Annotated in this window: 11 protein-coding genes; 9 read left to right on the top strand and 2 right to left on the bottom strand. The window is 54.8% G+C overall.

What is annotated here, in order from left to right; genetic code table 11:
* Positions 1 to 121 precede the first annotated feature (121 nt).
* From katG to RHM61_RS15410, 9 genes are all read left to right on the top strand, one after another.
* Positions 122 to 2,353 carry a catalase/peroxidase HPI gene (gene katG, locus RHM61_RS15370; RefSeq protein ID WP_322248170.1) on the top strand — a complete coding sequence of 744 codons (2,232 nt, stop codon included), beginning with the start codon at positions 122 to 124 and terminating at the stop codon, positions 2,351 to 2,353.
* Between the two features lie 867 nt (positions 2,354 to 3,220).
* Positions 3,221 to 4,537 carry an MFS transporter gene (locus RHM61_RS15375; protein ID WP_322248171.1) on the top strand — a complete coding sequence of 439 codons (1,317 nt, stop codon included), beginning with the start codon at positions 3,221 to 3,223 and terminating at the stop codon, positions 4,535 to 4,537.
* 10 nt (positions 4,538 to 4,547) lie between these two features.
* The gene (gene nirB / locus RHM61_RS15380) at positions 4,548 to 7,121 is read left to right on the top strand and encodes a nitrite reductase large subunit NirB (protein ID WP_322248172.1); all 2,574 of its coding nucleotides are present in this window, start codon (positions 4,548 to 4,550) and stop codon (positions 7,119 to 7,121) included.
* A 31-nt stretch (positions 7,122 to 7,152) separates the two neighbouring features.
* Positions 7,153 to 7,500: a nitrite reductase small subunit NirD gene (gene nirD / locus RHM61_RS15385; protein ID WP_322248173.1), complete on the top strand. Its 348-nt coding sequence runs from the start codon at positions 7,153 to 7,155 to the stop codon at positions 7,498 to 7,500.
* Entirely contained in the window at positions 7,497 to 8,726 is a 1,230-nt protein-coding gene (locus tag RHM61_RS15390) for an NAD(P)/FAD-dependent oxidoreductase (protein ID WP_322248174.1), read from the top strand. The genes nirD and RHM61_RS15390 overlap by 4 nt, the downstream gene beginning before the upstream one ends.
* A gap of 13 nt (positions 8,727 to 8,739) precedes the next feature.
* Positions 8,740 to 11,487: a molybdopterin-dependent oxidoreductase gene (locus RHM61_RS15395; protein WP_322248175.1), complete on the top strand. Its 2,748-nt coding sequence runs from the start codon at positions 8,740 to 8,742 to the stop codon at positions 11,485 to 11,487.
* A 245-nt stretch (positions 11,488 to 11,732) separates the two neighbouring features.
* Positions 11,733 to 12,830 (top strand): hypothetical protein, encoded by a 1,098-nt coding sequence (locus RHM61_RS15400; RefSeq protein WP_322248176.1) that lies wholly within the window; start codon positions 11,733 to 11,735, stop codon positions 12,828 to 12,830.
* Positions 12,831 to 13,016: 186 nt separating this feature from the next.
* Entirely contained in the window at positions 13,017 to 13,520 is a 504-nt protein-coding gene (locus RHM61_RS15405) for a DUF4124 domain-containing protein (RefSeq protein ID WP_322248177.1), read from the top strand.
* A 118-nt stretch (positions 13,521 to 13,638) separates the two neighbouring features.
* A complete protein-coding gene (locus tag RHM61_RS15410; RefSeq protein WP_322248178.1) occupies positions 13,639 to 14,784 on the top strand; it encodes an ATP-binding protein in 1,146 nt (381 codons plus the stop codon).
* A 436-nt stretch (positions 14,785 to 15,220) separates the two neighbouring features.
* Here RHM61_RS15410 and RHM61_RS15415 read toward each other — a convergent pair whose 3' ends face one another.
* Both RHM61_RS15415 and RHM61_RS15420 read right to left on the bottom strand, forming a co-directional pair.
* Positions 15,221 to 15,949: a tetratricopeptide repeat protein gene (locus RHM61_RS15415; RefSeq protein ID WP_322248179.1), complete on the bottom strand. Its 729-nt coding sequence runs from the start codon at positions 15,947 to 15,949 to the stop codon at positions 15,221 to 15,223.
* 70 nt (positions 15,950 to 16,019) lie between these two features.
* Entirely contained in the window at positions 16,020 to 18,110 is a 2,091-nt protein-coding gene (locus RHM61_RS15420) for a bifunctional 2',3'-cyclic-nucleotide 2'-phosphodiesterase/3'-nucleotidase (RefSeq protein ID WP_322248180.1), read from the bottom strand.
* Positions 18,111 to 18,352 lie beyond the last annotated feature (242 nt).

The raw sequence follows: 18,352 nt of genomic DNA on the forward strand, positions 1-18,352 counted from the left end.
GACCACAATCATCAAATGCGCGGCATCGATATGCTGAGCCGGCATTGTATGTCGGCTCAACATTACTGCGCTTCGCTTTGGTGATTGCATAATATTGAGGCACTAAAGGAAAATACCTGGTATGAGAATATTTTTATTTGGAAAAAGAAAGCTGGCGGTTTTGATTGCCATCGCCCTCTGTAGTTTGAGTGTTTCGGCCATGGAACAAGCTGGAGCTGGCAGCAATTCTGCAGCGCCTGTGGCCGCCTTGGATCTGAGCATCTTGCGACAACAGGCCGTGGAGTCCAATCCCTATGGCGCTGAATTTTCGTATGCGAAAGAGTTCAAGCAGCTCAATCTGCAGAGCGTGAAACAGGATATCGCCAAGGTACTGACGACGTCCCAGCCATGGTGGCCAGCTGACTATGGAACTTACGGGCCATTCTTCATCCGGATGGCATGGCATAGTGCCGGCGTGTATCGCCTGTTCGATGGCCGAGGCGGAGCATCTGGCGGGCAACAGCGCTTTGATCCGCTGAACAGCTGGGCCGATAATGTGAACTTGGATAAGGCGCGACGTTTGCTGTGGCCAGTCAAAAAGAAATACGGCCGTGCGCTGTCTTGGGGCGATTTGATGGTGTTGGCCGGCAATGTCTCTCTGGAACAAATGGGATTCAAAACCTATGGCTTCGGTGGCGGTAGAGAAGATGATTGGGAGCCGGTGAAGATGGATTGGGGACCGGAAAAGAAAGCGCTGGCCGATGAACGGCATGACCAGAGCGGCACTTTGAAAAAACCTTATGCGGCAACGCAGATGGGTTTGATTTACGTCAATCCGGAAGGCCCGAATGGCAATCCCGACCCATTGCTGGCAGCCAAAGAGATCCGCGAAACTTTCGCCCGCATGGGCATGAATGATGAAGAGACGGTCGCGCTGATCGCCGGTGGTCATACTTTTGGGAAAGCACACGGTAAACACAAGCCAGAAACCTGCGTGAAAGCACCACCGAGCGAGGCCACGCTGCAAGAGCAGGGCTTGGGTTGGAACAATGTCTGTGGCACCGGCAAAGGGGTAGACACGGTATCGAGCGGTTTGGAAGGGGCATGGACCACGAATCCGACCAAATGGACGCATGAATATTTTGCTTTGCTTTATGCTTTCGATTGGGAGAAGACCACCAGTCCGGCTGGCGCGATACAGTGGAAGCCGAAAAACGGGCTGGGTGCGAATACGGTTCCCGATGCACATGATCCTGGCATCAAGCATGCGCCGATGATGTTTACCACCGATCTGGCGTTGAAACTCGATCCTGCGTATCACGCTATTTCAAAAAACTTCATGGACAACCCGAAAGCCTATGAGTTGGCGTTTGCCAAGGCATGGTTTAAGTTAACTCACCGGGATATGGGGCCGAAGGTGCGCTATTTGGGCGCGGATGTGCCGGCTGGCGATTTGATTTGGCAAGATCCACTGCCTGAGCGCGACTACCAATTGGCCGATGCCAACGATATCCAGAATTTGAAAGCCCGTATCTTACAGGCAGGTATTCCGACCAAAGACTTGATCAAAGCGGCTTGGGCATCGGCCGCTAGCTTCCGTGCAACTGATCGGCGCGGTGGTGCCGATGGGGCGCGCGTACGACTGTTGCCTCAGCGCGAATGGCAAGTCAATGACCCCACCGCCTTGGCCGCAGTGATCACGCAATTGGAAAGCATTAAAAACCAATTTGATAAAGACCAAAGCAAGAGCGGCAAGAAAATTTCTTTGGCCGATATGATCGTGCTCGGCGGGACAGTGGCTATTGAGCAATCTGCCAAGGCGGCTGGTACGCAGGTGCAAGTGCCGTTTCGTCAGGGCCGCGTCGATGCCGATCAGAGTCAAACCGATCTCACTTCCTTTGCGGCTTTAAAACCGACTGCCGATGGTTTTCGCAACTATTACAGTCAGGAAAATACCAAGTCGCCGGTGGCCATGTTGATCGACAAGGCCAGCACGCTGAACTTATCGGTGCCGGAAATGACGGTGTTGGTCGGTGGCTTACGTGCCCTCGATGCCAATACCAACGGTGCGAAAACCGGTGTGCTGACTACGCGCGCGGGGATGTTGACGAACGATTTTTTCGTCAACCTGCTCGATATGTCAACGAAATGGGTGCCCGCGGCCGGGATGGCCGATGTGTATGAAGGGTATGATCTCAACAGCAAAAAAGTCAAATGGACTGCAAGCTCGGTCGATTTGATTTTTGCTTCCAATCCTGAGTTACGTGCTGTTGTGGAAGTGTATGCGGCCGACGATGCGAAAGAAAAATTCGTGCGTGATTTTGTCAGTGCCTGGACCAAGGTGATGAATGAGGATAGTTTCGGTCGTTTTTAAACACTGTTACGACGTGATATAACTCGTCAATCCTGCCGCTCAGTTTGCCCTGAGCGGCATTTTTTTTGCGCCGTCTCGCTGATTTAATTGGGCAGCCAAGCCAGCGTATAGAGTCGCTCGCTATTGCCAAACGATTTTTTTAACTGCGCACGCACGCCTGGAAATTGCTGATAAATGTCGAACAACTTAACGGATCGTCGTAAGCGATGATGGAACGACTCTGGAAGGGGTTTGCATTCCCTCCCATCGGGTCGCTCCTGCGTCGCTCACCGGCCTGAAGAGGCTGTCGCAAAAGGGTTTTCAGTCTGCATCATTACCCCAGCCGCCCGTAACGTCGTTCCTGCGCGCTTTTGGCAGGAATCCAGCGGCGTTCGTGGTTAACTGAAAATGCCAGAAGTTGTGGAATTTTCAGTGTAAAAAACGACACTAGGTTCCCGCCAAAAGCACGCGGGAATGACGAGGTATACGGTGTTTCAGGTGTAAGAAAAGCGTCCATCAGGCTTTTGCGACAGCCTCTGAAGGCCGGGGTTTCAAACCCCAGTCAGATTTTCAATGAATTTTTTTCAGACGTGGATCATATGTGGTTTGTAGTGCGGTGCACCAAAAAACCGCCTGCCACGCACTGTTATGTCGCACCTGCCGCATCCGCATGGCAAATGGCAGCGCAGTAAACGCTGCAGCAAGGCGGGAGCAGCTGCTTTTTAGTCTGGCACGCTCTGTGCTTAGGTAAAAGTACCGAATCAATGACGATTCAGTAAAAAATTTTACGCAGATCTAACGATGGGTTTGCTCGGACAACGGCGTCCACACAATCAGACACGGTGTCTGCTTGGGTGGGCGCCTTTTTGTTTTTTTATGGGGTAAGCAATGATCACGACCAATAAAGCAAGCCGCATCGATTTGTGGAATTTTTCAACACCACAAATGCGTGCCTTTCACCTGACCTGGATGGCGTTTTTCGCCTGTTTCTTCGCTTGGTTTGCCTGCGCACCGTTAATGCCGGTGATCAAGGCAGAATTCCATTTGACGCTAGCCCAGATTGCCAATATCAATATCGCCGCCGTTGCCGTGACAATTTTGGTTCGCTTGATCGTCGGCCCGATGTGCGACCGCTTCGGACCACGTAAAACCTATACCGGTTTGCTGTTGCTCGGTGCCATTCCGGTATTGGGCGTGGCGATGTCGCAAAGTTATGAAAGCTTTTTGTTCTTTCGTTTGTGCATCGGTGCTGTCGGTGCCAGTTTTGTTATCACGCAATATCACACTTCGGTGATGTTTGCTCCGAATGTGGTCGGTACTGCCAATGCGGCTGCGGCCGGTTGGGGTAACACTGGCGGTGGTGCGGCGCAAGCCTTGATGCCCTTGTTGTTGACGGCCTTGTTGATGCTTGGCGTCAGCGAAAGCCTGGGCTGGCGCATCGCTTTGGTGGTGCCAGGCGTGGTGATGCTGGTGATGGCGCTGGTCTACTGGCGTTACACGCAAGATTGCCCTGAAGGTAATTATGCTGAGTTGCGGGCGCAAGGTATCGTGGTCGAAGCAGGTAAAAAAGGCGGCTGGGCCAGTTTTCGCGCTGCCAGCAGCAATCATCGGGTCTGGTTATTGTTTGTGACTTACGGTGCTTGTTTTGGCGTGGAAATTTTCATTCACAATATCGCCGCCATTTACTACGTTGAGCACTTCGGTTTGTCCTTGAAAACTGCCGGTTTAGCCGCCGCCAGTTTCGGTTTATTGGCCTTATTTGCGCGTGCTCTCGGTGGTTACTTATCGGATCGTGTCGCGGCACGCAGTGGGCTCAATGCCCGCGCGGTTTTGCTGTTTGTCATGATGCTCGGCGAAGGCTTGGGTTTGCTGTGGTTTGCCCATGCTGACAGTGTGACGCTGGCCATTATTGCTATGCTCAGTTTCGGTTTATTTACCCATATGGCTTGTGGTGCGACTTACGCTTTGGTGCCCTTCATCGATCGTCAGGCCCTTGGTGGGGTGGCCGGGATCATCGGTGCCGGTGGCAATGTCGGTGCCGTGTTGGCAGGGTTTTTGATGAAAGGTTTGGGCGATGTGCAACAGACCCTGAGCATGCTTGGCATTTTAGTGACGATCTCCGCCGTATGCGCCATCGCAGTACGCTTTGCGGTCAGTGCTGATAGCGCTGAGCAAGTGCTGGCGGCCACGAACCGTACTGCTTAAGGAGAAATGTATGAAAATCATCGTCATCGGTCATGGCATGGTTGGCCACAAGTTTTTAGAAAGTTTGAGCGAATACGGCGCGAGCAATTTGGACGTCACGGTCTTATGTGAAGAACCACGTGGTGCTTACGATAGGGTGCATTTGTCGGAATTTTTCTCCGGTAAAACGGCCGAGGACTTATCGTTGGTCGCGCCCGATTTTTTTGAGCGCAGCGGCATCGCGCTCAAACTCAATGCCAAGGCGCAATCGATCGATACGGTGGCTAAGACAGTCAGTTTTACTGTGCATGGCGTAAGTCAAACCTTGTCGTATGATAAGTTGGTGATGGCGACCGGTTCCTATCCTTTCGTTCCTACTTTGGCTGGTAATCAACGGCGCGATTGCTTCGTTTATCGCACCATTGAAGATTTAGAAGCGATGCAGGAATGTGGCTCGCGTTCGCGCACCGGGGTGGTCATCGGCGGTGGTTTGCTCGGTCTTGAGTGCGCCAAAGCATTGCGCGACATGGGGCTGGAAACACATGTGGTCGAGTTCGCTCCACGCTTGATGGCGGTGCAGATGGATGAGAGCGGCGGCCGAGTTTTACGGCAAAAAATCGAAGCCCTCGGGGTGACGGCGCACACGCAGAAAAACACCTTGGAAATCGTCGATGGTAACAGCGCGACGCACCGCATGCGTTTCGAAGATGGCAGTCACCTCGAAACCGATATGATCGTGTTCTCGGCCGGCATTCGTCCACGCGATGAGTTGGCGCGCGACAACGGCTTGGCAGTGGGTCCACGCGGTGGCATTGTCATCGATAATCGTTGCCGTACTTCCGATCCAGCGGTCTACGCCATCGGTGAGTGTGCTTTGTGGGATGGAAAAATTTACGGTTTGGTCGCGCCCGGGTATGAAATGGCGCGCGTGGCCGCAGCTCAGATAGTCAGTGACAGTACCGCCGTTGAGGCCGTTGCTGAGGTCGCCGCGTTGCCGGAGTTTAACGGGGCCGACATGAGCACCAAGCTCAAGTTGATGGGGGTCGATGTGGCCAGTCTTGGCGACCCGCATGGCAGCGTGCTCGGTAGCCGGGCCTACCAATTTACCGATGAGCGTAAGCAAGTTTATAAAAAGATCGTGGTCTCGGAATGTGGCAAGTATTTGCTCGGTGCGGTCATGGTCGGCGATGCCACGGAATATGGCAATTTGTTGCAGATGATGTTGAATCGCATCGAGTTGCCGGCCGCACCGGAATTTTTGATATTGCCGCAGGCCGATGGCAGCGCCAAGCCCGCCTTCGGGGTCGAGGCTTTGCCCGATACGGCGCAAATTTGCTCCTGCAATAACGTCAATAAAGGGGCGCTGTGTGCCGCCGTCGGCAATGGCGCGACCAATATCGCCAGTTTGAAAAGCTGCACCAAGGCCGGTACCGCTTGCGGTGGTTGTGTGCCCTTAGTGACGCAGATCATGAAGGCGGAAATGAAGAAGCAAGGCCTGGCGGTGAATAACCATATCTGTGAGCATTTCGCTTGCTCGCGCCAAGAACTCTACCATTTTGTCCGGGTTGGTCAGATCAAAGACTTTTCTACTTTATTGGCACAGCATGGTAAGGGCTTGGGCTGCGATATTTGCAAGCCTTTGGCCGCCAATATTTTGGCCTCGTGCTGGAATGAATTCGTGCTGAAGAAAGAGCATGCCAGCTTGCAAGACAGTAATGACTATTTCTTGGGCAATATTCAAAAAGATGGCACTTACTCGGTTGTGCCACGTATGGCTGGTGGTGAAGTGACGGCCGATGGCTTGATCGCGGTCGGGCAGGTCGCCAAAAAATACGCGCTGTACACCAAGATCACCGGCGGCCAGCGGGTCGATTTGTTCGGTGCTCGCCTGGAGCAATTGCCACTGATTTGGGAAGAGTTGATCGCTGCCGGTTTCGAGTCTGGTCATGCTTACGGCAAATCGCTGCGCACGGTGAAGTCTTGCGTCGGCTCGACTTGGTGTCGATATGGCGTCGATGACAGCATGGGCTTGGCGATTGCACTGGAAAATCGTTACAAAGGCTTGCGTTCGCCGCATAAGATCAAATTCGGGGTGTCGGGTTGCACGCGCGAATGCGCCGAGGCGCAAAGCAAGGATGTCGGTATTATCGCCACCGAAAAAGGTTGGAATCTTTACGTCTGCGGCAATGGCGGCATGAAGCCACGCCATGCGGAATTGCTCGCCGCCGATCTCGATAAGACGACGCTGGTTCGTTACATCGACCGCTTCTTGATGTTTTACGTACGCACCGCTGACCGTTTGCAACGCACCAGCGTCTGGCGCGACAATCTCGAAGGTGGTCTCGACTACCTCAAACAGGTGGTGGTAGAAGACAAACTGCTGCTGGCCGACGAGTTGGAAGCGCAGATGCAGCAAGTGGTCGATACCTATGAGTGTGAATGGAAAAAAGCCGTCAATGATCCTGCCACGCGCCAGCGTTTCCGTCATTTTGTCAACAGCGATCAGGCCGATCAGAACGTAGTGTTTATGCAAGAACGTGGGCAAATTCGCCCGGCTAGCTTGCAAGAACGTGGCGTGATCCCGATTGCCGAATTGGTCGAATGATGAATCAGTCCTATCCAGAGAAGGAATCATGATGCATAACGATAGTCGCAGTAATCATTGGTTGGCCGTTTGTCGGCTTGATCAAATCCTACCCAATACCGGCGTGTGTGCGCTGCTTGAGGGCGAGCAAGTCGCGGTGTTTCATGTCGACGATGGTCAATCGCGCGTGTTTGCGATTCATAATTACGACCCCAATGCCGGTGCTGCCGTATTGGCGCGCGGCTTGGTCGGTAATTTGGCCGAGCGCATCGTCGTGGCCTCGCCGATTTACAAGCATCACTTCGATTTGCAAACCGGAGAGTGTTTGGAAGCACCGGAACATTCGGTCTCAGCCTATCCGGCCCGTATTACTGATGGTCAAATCTGGGTCGGCATATGAGTACGCCGGCCGCCAAACCGTCCTTAGTCGTGATCGGCAATGGTATGGCCGGCATGCGTACGGTGGAAGAATTGCACAAGCTGGCCCCCGACTTGTACGACATCACGGTCTTCGGTGCCGAGCCGCATGGTAACTATAACCGTATCTTGTTGTCGCCCTTGTTGGCTGGTGATAAACAAGTGGCCGACATCATGTTGCATACGCGCGAATGGTATGCGCAACATGAAATCACTTTGCATGCCGGTGACCCGGTGGTGGACATCGATCGTCAGCGCCGCATCGTGCGCTCGCGTGCCGGCACCGAGGTCGCCTATGATCGCTTGTTGTTGGCCACCGGTTCCAGCCCCTTCATCATTCCCGTCCCCGGCCATGATTTACCAGGCGTGATTGCATTTCGCGATCTCGAAGATGTCGAAACCATGTTGCAAGCTGCCCGTACACATCGCCATGCGGTGGTGATAGGCGGCGGCTTGTTAGGCTTGGAAGCAGCCAACGGCTTGCTGCGGCAAGGGATGATCGTGACGGTCGTGCATGTCTGCGACAGCTTGATGGAACGGCAATTAGACAAGTCGGCCGCCTTATTGCTCAAGCAAGCCTTGGAACGCAAAGGCATGAATTTTTTATTGGCCGCCACGACCAGCGAAATTATCGGCACGCAAAGGGTGAGCGCAGTACGCTTCGCCGATGGTACTGAAATTGCCGCCGATTTGGTGGTCATGGCAGTCGGTGTGCGTCCGAATATAGCTTTGGCGAAACAAGCCGGCTTGCATTGCGAACGCGCGATTGTGGTCGATGACACGCTGCAAACCTATGATCCGCGCATTTATGCCGTCGGCGAGTGCGTCCAACACCGCAGCGCAACCTTCGGTTTGGTGGCGCCGATCTGGGAGCAAGCGCGTGTGTGCGGGGCCCATCTGGCTGGTGCCGGACATCGCCGCTATGTGCAGCAAGCCACGGCGACTAAACTCAAAGTGACCGGGGTAGATTTGTATTCGGCGGGCGACTTCATCGGTGCCGATGGCAGTGAAGAATTGGTGATGCGCGATCCGCGCCGTGGTATCTACAAGCGTTTGGTGTTGCAAGCGAATTTGATTGTAGGTGCCGTGCTGGTCGGCGATGTCAAAGACGGTCCTTGGTACTTTGATTTAATTCAACGCCGCACCGACATCTCGGCTTTACGCAATCAATTATTATTTGGGCAAGCGCTGTGTGCGCCCGTCTCCTGATCAGGAATCAAGTATGAATCTCGACCAAACTGGCCTTGTTACTGGCACCGTGTGCACCACTTGTCCTTACTGTGGCGTTGGCTGCGGCGTGCGCGCCAGCGTCGGTGCCGATGGTGGTATTGCCATCGCCGGTGACCCGGATCATCCGGCGAATGCCGGCCGCCTGTGCGTCAAAGGATCGGCGCTCGATGAAAGCTTGAGCCTCGATGGTCGATTGCTGCAACCACAAATGCGCGATGCTGCCAGCGGCTTGATGCAAACCAGCTCCTGGGAACAAGCGCTGAGCCGCGTGGCCAGCGGCTTTGCCGATATCATCGCGCAGCATGGGGCCGACGCGGTCGCCTTGTATGTCTCAGGGCAGTTGCTGACCGAAGACTATTACATCGCTAACAAACTCATGAAAGGCTTTATTGGTACGGCCAATATCGATACCAATTCGCGTTTGTGCATGTCGTCGGCAGTGGCCGGGCATAAGCGTGCTTTTGGAGCCGATCTGGTGCCAGTTTGTTATGATGATCTGGAACTGGCCGATCTGGTGGTTTTGGTTGGCTCGAATACGGCATGGTGTCATCCGATTTTATTTCAACGCATTGCTAAGATTAAAGAAAGTCGGCCAGCCATGAAGCTGGTGGTGATTGACCCGCGTCGCACTGCTACCAGCGATTTGGCGGATCTGCATTTGCCGCTCAAACCGGGCAGCGATGTCTGGCTGTTCAATGGCTTGCTCGATTATTTGTCGCGCAACGGCTATGCCGATCAGGCTTTTGTCGCCGCGCACACGCAAGGAGGGCATGACGCTTTGCAGGTAGCGGCACAGAGCAGCGGCGACGTGCTCGAAGTGGCGCAACAGTGCAAGCTCGATCCAGCCCAGATAGAGGCCTTTTATGCCTTGTTTGCCGGCACAAAAAAAGTCATCACGGCGTTTTCTCAAGGCGTCAATCAATCCTCCTCCGGCACCGACAAGGTCAACAGCATCATCAATTGCCACTTGCTGAGCGCGCGCATCGGCCAGCCCGGCATGGGGCCGTTTTCTCTGACTGGCCAACCGAATGCCATGGGTGGACGAGAAGTCGGCGGGCTGGCGAATTTGCTGGCCGCGCACATGGAGCTCAATAATGAGCAACATCGTGAGACGGTACAAAGCTTTTGGAATGCACCACGCATCGCCGAGCGGCCCGGTTTGAAAGCGGTGGAATTGTTTCAGGCCATCGAACAGGGGCGCATCAAGGCAGTTTGGATTATCGCCACTAATCCGGTGGTCAGCTTGCCCGATGCCGATCAAGTACAACGGGCGCTGGCTAAATGCGAACTCGTGGTGGTCTCCGATATTGTCAGTCACACCGACACCAATGCCTGGGCCGATGTCTTGTTGCCAGCCTTGGGCTGGGGTGAGAAAGACGGCACCGTCACCAATTCCGAGCGCTGTATCTCACGGCAACGCGCATTTCTCAGTGCGCCCGGTGCGGCGCGCCCCGACTGGCGCATACTGTGCGATGTCGCCCAAAAAATGGCTTACTCAGGTTTTGACTACCAAGACGTGCATGAAATCTTTGATGAACATGCGCGACTCAGTGCTTTTCGCAATGGCAGCGGCAGTGCAGAAGTACCGCGCGTATTCAATCTCAGCGGTTTGACTGGCATGAGCAAGGCGCAATACGATGCACTCGCACCAGTGCAGTGGCCAGTAACACGGGCTGCCGATGGTCAGCCGCGTGGCACGGCACGCTTGTTTTCCGACGGCAAGTTTACCCATGCCGATGGCAAAGCACGTTTTATTGCCACGCCGCCGCGCCCGCCCGTGCATGCGCCGAATCCCGAGTATCCGCTGATTCTCAATACCGGCCGGGTGCGCGATCAATGGCATACCATGACACGCACTGGCAAAGCCGCAAAACTGGCGGATCATACAGCTGAATCGTTCATCGACATGCATCCGCAAGATGCCTTGTTGTGCGGGGTGCGCGAAGGCAGTCTGGCGCGCGTTTCTTCCCCTTGGGGTGCCATGGTGGCCAAGGTGCAGCATGGCGGCGGCATTGCGCGCGGCAGTATTTTTGTGCCCATCCATTGGAGTAATCAAACCACCTCAGATGGTCGCATCGGTGCCGTAGTCAATCCGGTGGTCGATCCGGTGTCGGGCGAGCCGGAATTCAAACACACACCGGTGCGGGTAGAAGAGTTTCCGGTGTCGTGGTATGGCTTCATCCTGACGCGGCGGGAATTGGCACTCGATGAGGTGACCCATTGGACGCGGATACAGGGACGCGAGATGCTGCGCTATGAACTGGCCGGCAGGAAATTGATTTCTGATCCGTCCGCTTGGGCGCGACAATTGATGCTTGCTACCGACGTGGATGCCGATTGGCTTGACTATGCCGATGACAGCGCTGGTGTTTATCGTGCCGTCCACTTGGTCGATGAGCGCATCGACAGTTGCATTTTTCTCTCGCCGCGTGCCGATTTGCCGGCGCGGGCTTGGCTGGCCGGCCTGTTTGCCAAACAGCGGCTCGACGAGATCGATCGGGTCGGGCTGTTGCTCGGTCAAACCATCGCCCCCGGCATTGATGCCGGCCCGACCATTTGTTCTTGCTATGGCGTAGGGCGCAATACCATCTGCCATGCGATTCGTGAGCATGGTATGGAAACCGTGGCACAAGTCACCAATTGCCTGAAAGCCGGTGGTAATTGTGGTTCGTGTGTGCCGGAAATAAAAAAATTGCTGGCGTTGGTAGCATTGGAAGCGGCGGTGGAGCAATCGGCGTAGCGCTGGTGGCATTCCCGGTTTGATATTGGCAAGGGTGAAGCCGCTGGGATTTTTCTCCGTGCGTCTTTTGGGCCGACCAACGGTCGGTTCGTGTCCGATTAACGGTGTGCTCCGCTTCGCGGGAACTGTACAAAATGGCGCTTATCCGCTTGCTCTGATACGCCAGTCAGCTTGCTGGCATTGCGTTTTGGGGCATAAATGGAAATTTATTCACTCCTTTTTTAGCCCGCACTCTTTTTTACATCATGCCAAACATCTCAGTCATTACTCATACTTCTTATTTTTCTACGCAGAACCAGCTCACGCCGGCCAGTAACGGTTTAGCCGCTCCGCAACCACTTACAAGCAGTTCTTTGCGGCAAGCGAGCAACTTGGTCGGGAGCGGCGATACCCTCACCGGTGTTGTGGCAGGGCCGAATCGCATCGCGCTCGGCGCGCAGGCCGTTTCGGTCATAACGAACTCTCAGCGACTGGCGCAAGCCTCTGTTCGCATGGTGGAAAGCCGCCCGGAAGGCAGCGCGCGGTATGCGCGCCTCCGCGAGGTAGACCGGCCGGCGCTTACTGCCGGCTTTGTCTGTCCCAATGGCACCGATATGCGCGCGCCTCTTGATAATTCCCATCGCGCGCCACCAAGCCCCGCATCCGGCAGCATGAGCGGAACGTCTTCCGGTGTGGGGAAGCGCCAACGCAATCTATGCTACCGTGAGCACGCTGCACGGATCGGTGGCTTCCTCACGGCAGACGGTGCGCCTGATCTGGTCGCTTACCATCGGCACATCAGCGAACGTTGTGCTGCCAAGCTCGGCTTGATCGCTGCGAATGGCTCAGCGGATATCCGCGCGTATAACCGCTATATGTTGGCGCGGGCGGCTATCGCGGCCGGTTTCGTCAAGCACGACGGCAGTGCCAATGTCTATGCTTATAAGCGCAATCGTACTGCGGAGTCGGCAGTCGCGGCCGGTTTCGTCAAACTTGATGGGACTGCCGATTCGATCGGCTACCGCCGACATTTCACCGCAAGAGCCGCGCTCAGGACTGGCTTCACATCGACCGATGGGGGGGCTGATCTGGCCGGCTATCGCTCTGATCAGCTGCAACGGACCGCCCAGAAGAGCGGTTTTCTCACGCCCACCGGTGCGCCGGATGTGACGGCTTACAAACGGCAATTAGCCCGCGACTTGGCAAAAAAGGCAGGGTTTGTCAATCCGGCTGGGGAGGGCGATGTTACTGCCTATCGTCGCCAGCGGCAATGGTACCGGAATGATCGATTGGGCAGCGTGGCCGGCGCGGTCACCAAGGGCAAGAATGTACCGGAGGCGTTGACCAGACCAGGTCGGTCGTGAGCTTTTTATCCCGGCGCGGGAGGCTGCCGTGGCCGATTTTGTCGTTCGCGCTGCCCTTGTGTTATAACTGGACGAAACTTGCCGCCACTTGGCGACTGTTCGATTCCGCGCGTGCTCGCCGGTCATCGTCTTGCTTGATCGGCGTACCGATTCGCTGCGGCGGGTATTACCTGAGGGGAGTGGCATATGTCGCGTAAACGTTTGTTGAATCAAAAGATCACCGCTGACAAGGGATCGCTGTTGCTGGGAGCTGTCCTTAGCCTCACACTGATGTCGGCGCAGGCACAAGTGTTTCGCTGCCAAAATGCGGCTGGTGAAGTGGTATTTTCCGATCAGACTTGCCCCGGCGATAGCCAAGGCCGTCGTTTTAAAGTGCAAGCCAACGGTGGCCGAGCCGGGCGTGAGATCGCAGCGCCGCTGCAAGTCGAGCCATTGCCGCCTGCCGCAGCGGCAAGTGAGTCGCCGCAAAACGAACCGCATCCGCTGCAAGTCGATGCCATGGCTTGTGAGCATGCCCAGCGTAATTATGACGTGTCGGCCGCCTCGAGTAACCCGAATCTGTTTAAACTCAAAGCCTTGGCCAGTGCCATGTATGCGGCCTGTGGCTTGCGCGAACCTGACATCAGCACGACCACGATTCATATCGATAATAATGCTATCCAAGGCCAAGCTGTGCCGGCATCGAAATAAGCCTGGGCGAGGGCAGTAGACGTGGTGGAAAATTCCAAAAAACAGTGTAGAACTGTATTGGACTGTAAAGGACTATAATTCACTATAATTACTGTTCCGATACAAGGTATGACACATCATGAGCGTTGCCATCTTCCATCGCAAGACCCTCGCCGAGAACATTGCCAGATGCACGCTGTCGCCCAAGGGTTTATCGGGCGTGTTCATTTCCGCACCGCGTCGCACCGGAAAAAGTACCCTGATCAACGAGGACATTGTGCCCTACCTGCGGGATGCTGGTGCCGAGGTCATCTATGTCGACCTGTGGAGTGATCGCAGTCGCGATCCTGGTGATTTGATTTCGGAAGCGATTCGCGAGCACTTGTTGCAGCGAGAAGGCGCTATTTTGAAGTGGGCGCGCAAGGGCGGGCTGGATAAGGTCAAGCTTGCGGGTCTTGAGATGGACATCGGCAAAGTCGGGATCGGTTCGGGAAAGACGATCGCGAAGGCTTTGGCCGAGCTCTCGGATGCCACCGAACACATGATCGTGCTGGTGATTGATGAGGCCCAGCACGCTATGACTACCGAGGCTGGCGCGGACACGCTGTTCGCTTTGAAGGCTGCGCGCGATCAGTTGAATGGATCGGCACATTTTGGATTTCGCTTGATTGCAACCGGATCGAACAGGGATAAGTTGAGTTTGCTGGTTCAGGGTAAGGAGCAGGCATTTTTGAATGCGGTATTGATGGATCTGCAACCGCTTGGGGATGATTATCTGGCTTGGGAGCTTGGCCTGTATGGCGAGAGCGTCAAGCCGTCGGTGGATGTCGTGAAGCGTGCTTTCGTCGCTGCTGGACACAAACCGGAAACTTTGAGAAAAGCCTTGGATGATCTGGCGTTTAGATTCGATGCCACGGCGGAGAATGTCGATGCCGTGTTTCAAGAGGTGGTCGATCAGATCATGGCAGAGACGAAGCAGGGATTTATACGACAAATTAACTCCCTGCCGCCACTTCAAGCCGCTGTTCTGACGGTGATGGCCATGACCGGAGCGGACTTTGCGCCGTTTCGGCCGCGCACGGTTGAAATGTATGTCCAGGCTTGCAAAAAATTCACTGACGACCAGACTAAGATCGAGGGTACTTCGATTCAGTATGCATTGGAGGCCTTGCGTGCCAAATCGCTGGTTTGGAATAGCTCTCGAGGTGTCTATGCGATCGAGGATACGCAACATGTGATTTGGCTTGTTGAGCAAGCTGCGGCATGGGCAGCCGCAGAAAAGTAAGCAGCAGTTTACTCTGACCGTTCAAGCTTACCTACATGAATTGGTACGCGTATGCGCGCTGGCTCGTTGCCCAACTTTTTACGCTTCTTGACATCCTCCCCAGCCTCAAGAGGCTGTCGCAAAAAGGTTTTCAGTCGTTACACTACCCCGACTGGTGGTGACGTCCCTCCTTGTCTACCGAAATGCCAGAAATTATGTCGTTTTTGGTGTTGGAAACGACACTGGTTCGCGCCAAAAGCACGCGGGACTGACACGGCGTGCGGTGTTTTATCGGTGTTATATATATAACGTCCATCTGGCTTGGTCGGTGGCATTTTCTCGGCCCAGCTTGATAGTCTGCATCAGCTTACGCAAGCTGGCCCACCTGAGCCTGGGCGATGAGCGCAAAATGCTGCCTCCGCGTGATTTGCAACAACTGGCCTAGCCGCAGTGCGCTTCACTGATACTGATTCCAATGCATCAGTCGCTCATCGCGCGCCTCTTTGATCAGGTGCTTGGCTTGTTGTTGGTCGGTGCCCTCCAATTCCAGCGCCAAGGCGTGTATTGCTACCGCATAATCGCCGGCCGCTGAACGCTCGAGCCAGGCATGTGCACGCAGCGGGTCAGTGGCTACGCCGGCACCGGCGGCATAGGCATTCGCCAGCAAAAACATGGCTTGGGCATTACCTTGATCACTGGCCAGTTGTAAATAGTGCACCGACAGTGGCAAATCGAGTGGGCCGCCTTCGCCATATTTCGCCATGCGGGCTAACATGAAGTTGGCTTTATCATTGCCTTGTGCCGCGGCAGCGGCATACCAGCGCTGCGCCAGCGTGAGATTTTTTGTCACGCCCAGTCTGGCCTTGTAAAACACTTCGGCCAAGGCAAACTGCGCTGCTTGGTCGCCATTGCCGGCCGCTTGTGTGAGCCAATTGCACGCGCTGCGAGGATCTTTTTCAAACAAAGCCAAGCCCAGTTCGCGCTGGGCCACCGGCAAACCTTGGTCGGCCCAATGGCGCAGTGTTGCGCGCGCTTGGGCTTGTTGTGCATGCAAAGCCAGCATGCCTAGTGATTCGATTTCCGCTGTACTTGGTGCTGACTGTAACTGCGGCGTGCAGGCCGACGCAGCGAGGCAGAGTGCCAGTGCGATGCTCAGTTGACGGAGGATGGAGGGGCAGGTCGGCATGGAAAATTCGCTCGTTGGCTGAGTAAGACGCGCGCGTCACCATACCGACGCGCGCGTACTGACTCGTGGTTTACTTGCTTAAATCAATCGCGTACTTGGAAAAACCGGAAGCATCTTTACTGCCCTCAGCCGTCACACGTGCGAGTCCGGCTTGCTGAGCCTGTGCCAACTTGCCTGGTGCCGAACGCAGTATCACCGGCCCTTGGGTGGCGACTTTGACGAAGCTCCAGCTTTGCGCGTTGCCATTGACGGCGGCCGTCACCGTACCGAGCTTGCTCACATAAGCGCTGACCACGGCTTGGTTGGCATCCGGTGACTTGATGATGGTTTTACTACCATCGATGCCTGGGACATTGCCACCGCCACTGGCGCGGTAATCGTTGGTCGCAACGATGAAATCATCATTGTCACCGACGGCGACGCCAAGATATGTCAGGTTGACGATGCGATTAGCCGGCGCTTGCGTGACATCGATCTGATATTTCAGCGCATTACCGCTGGCGTAAAAAACATCGTAGTTGAAGATCGTGCTGTAAGACGGCACCAAATCTTGCTCAGCCGTACTGGCCGGATTGATTTGGGCGAACTGTGCAGCCGCGGCACGCAACCAGTTTTTCAAGTCACTGCCCTTGATCTTCACCGCTTGCAAATTATTATTTCCATACAAATACAAATCGCCGGGATTTCGTACTTGCAAACCGACCGGTGTCGCCGCCGTTGCGCCAGGTGCGACATCGGTGAAATCAGTCGGGCCATTGCGACCGGCTTTGAATGGCGCGCTGCACGAAATCACCGGTATCGATTGATAGCTCTTAATGACAGGGTCGGTCGATTTGGCGATGAAGTTGCTGACGTAATCGATTTGCGCCTGATTGACGATTTCGATCGCACTGACATCGCCGACCAAGGCAAAATACGCCGACATCTCGAAATTAGTGGTCGTGCCCAATGCTTGTGCCGCATACGCCAGCGTGGCCTTATGTTCGGTATCGACGAGCGGCGCAATAGCCGGATCGGCGGCGACCGTGGTAACGCCGTCGGTGTATTTGAAGCCGCGTGCTTCGACCTTGGTCTGGTCTTTTTGTACTACCCATTTACCGCTTTGGAATTTCAACACCATCTGGATGATGCCGAGGCGGCGGCCCCAACTTTGTGCCATCACAGCCGGCACGCCGTTGACAAAACCATTGATGCTGTCGACTTGGGCAGCTGGCAGGGCGGCGATCGAGGCATCGACTGCGGCGGCACCGATTTCTTTTCCTTTCGGGAAGATCAGATGCGCATGACCGAGCATCAAGGCGTCGAAACCGGTGGCGGCCAAGTAAAGACTGCCGTTTTCCATTTTCGGGCTGTAGGTGCTGGCGTCGAGGCCGCCATGTGATAAGGCCACGGCCAGATCGGCGCCTTTGCTGCGCATCTCAGGCAGGTATTTGGTGGCGGTTTCGACGACCCCGTTGACCATTACTTTGCCGGCCAGATTTTTCTGATCCCAATCCATGATTTGCGGCGGTACGAAGCCCATGATGCCGATGCTGAGCGTGACCGGCACACTGCTGCCATCTGGGGCGGTGGCGGTGAATTGTTTCGGAATCAGTGCGTAGGGCTTGAAGATCGGTGCCTGATTGGTGGCGTTGACCACATTGGCCAAGACCAGTGGAAAGCTCGGCGCGCCGCATTTGCTCGGTGCCGTCACGCCGCTGAGGCCAAAGTCGGTATTGGTGACTTGCCCGAGAAAATTCAAACCATAATTGAATTCATGATTGCCGATGCCGCCGCCATCGTATTTCAAGGCATTCATGACTTTATGAATCGCCAACGTGCCGCTGCATGTGACTGGCACCGCACCGGTTTGATAATCACCGAGCAAAGTACCTTGAATAACATCGCCATCATCGAGCAAAACCGTGTTGGGGTTTTCGGCGCGGGCTGCTGCAATCAGGGTGGAGGTGCGTTCGAGTCCGAGGCTGGTATCAGCCTTGAGGCCGTAGTAATCATAACTGAGCACATTCTGATGCAAGTCGGTGGTTTCCAATAATGCCAGCTTGACGATGGTGCCCTCGGGGATAGCGCTCACAGGGGCGGTGGTCGGATTGCTCGAACAGGCGGCGAGGGTGGCCAGAGCAATCAGACTCAGTGGCGGAAGCAGCAAGGTTTTTTTCATGAATTTCTCAAAAATAGAGGGGTGAAAACACTGAAAATGCGGACGCAATCGTTTGCTTTTTTAAATAAAATAAAAATCAGCAAGTCGTCGGTATGCAACAGAAAACCGAACCGGCCGATTATCGGCGCAAAATATGTCCTGTTAATGACAAAATGAAATACAAAAATTGCATGAAAAAATGAGCTGTCAAGCTGGTTTTTCTTGAATTAAAAAATTTTTGGCGGGATAGCCAATATAATCGC

Source organism: Undibacterium sp. CCC3.4 (genome assembly GCF_034347425.1).
In the GTDB taxonomy this organism is placed as follows: domain Bacteria; phylum Pseudomonadota; class Gammaproteobacteria; order Burkholderiales; family Burkholderiaceae_D; genus Undibacterium.